This is a genomic window from Nocardioides pyridinolyticus, assembly GCF_054653575.1.
This window is the reverse complement of the sequence record NZ_BAAIFY010000075.1, coordinates 1-1,109: the sequence shown is the minus strand read 5'-3', so window position 1 is coordinate 1,109 and position 1,109 is coordinate 1. Positions and strand designations below refer to the sequence as shown.

General features: G+C 67.7%; 1 protein-coding gene. It reads left to right on the top strand.

Translation table 11 applies throughout. The features are described 5' to 3' along the window. Positions 1 to 1,109 (top strand): (Fe-S)-binding protein (locus ACYQ0U_RS22680; protein ID WP_459976151.1); only part of this gene is annotated, 1,109 nt, incomplete at both ends.

Sequence of the window (1,109 nt, the reverse complement as noted above, 5' to 3'; positions counted from 1 at the left end):
CTCGAGGGCAGCGACACCCTCACCCGGGAGGTCGAGCGGCCGCTGGTCGGCGACACCGGCGACTCGTGGTTCTACATGCCGCAGGACGGCTCGGCCGTGATCGACCCGGACGTGCTGTGGTCCTGCACCTCGTGCGGCGCCTGCGTGCAGCAGTGCCCGGTCGACATCGAGCACGTCGACCACATCGTCGACATGCGGCGCTACGCGATCCTCGTCGAGTCGAACTTCCCCGCCGAGCTCAACGGCCTGTTCAAGGGCCTCGAGAACAAGGGCAACCCGTGGAACATGTCGCCGACGGCACGCATGGACTGGGCCAAGGGCCTCGACTTCGAGGTCAAGGTCGTCGGTGACACCATCGAGTCGCTGGACGAGGTCGACTGGCTGTTCTGGGTCGGCTGCGCCGGTGCCTACGAGGACCGCGCCAAGAAGACCACCCGCGCCGTGGCCGAACTGCTGGACATGGCCGGCGTCTCGTTCGGCGTCCTCGGCAACGGCGAGACCTGCACCGGTGACCCGGCCCGCCGCGCCGGCAACGAGTTCGTGTTCCAGGGCCTCGCGCAGCAGAACGCCGAGACCTTCAAGGAGTACAAGGTCAAGAAGGTCGTCTCGACCTGCGCCCACTGCTTCAACACGCTCAAGAACGAGTACCAGGACTTCGGCGTCGAGCTCGAGGTCATCCACCACACGCAGCTGCTCAACCGGCTCGTGCGTGAGGGCAAGCTGACCCCGGTCGGCGACGGTGCCGGCGCCCACAAGCGCTCGATCACCTACCACGACCCCTGCTACATCGGCCGCCACAACGGCGTCTACTCGCCGCCGCGCGAGCTTCTCCAGATCCTGCCCGGCGCCGAGTACGTCGAGATGGAGCGCAACTCCGAGCGGTCGTTCTGCTGCGGCGCCGGTGGTGCCCGCATGTGGATGGAGGAGAACCTCGGCGAGCGGATCAACCTCAACCGCACCAAGGAGGCCGTCGGCACCGGTGCGGACCAGATCGCGGTCGGCTGCCCGTTCTGCCGAGTGATGCTCTCCGACGGCCTCACCGCCCAACAAGCCAGCGGCGAAGCCCGCGAGGAGGTCGAGGTCCTCGACGTCGCCCAAATGCTCCTCGC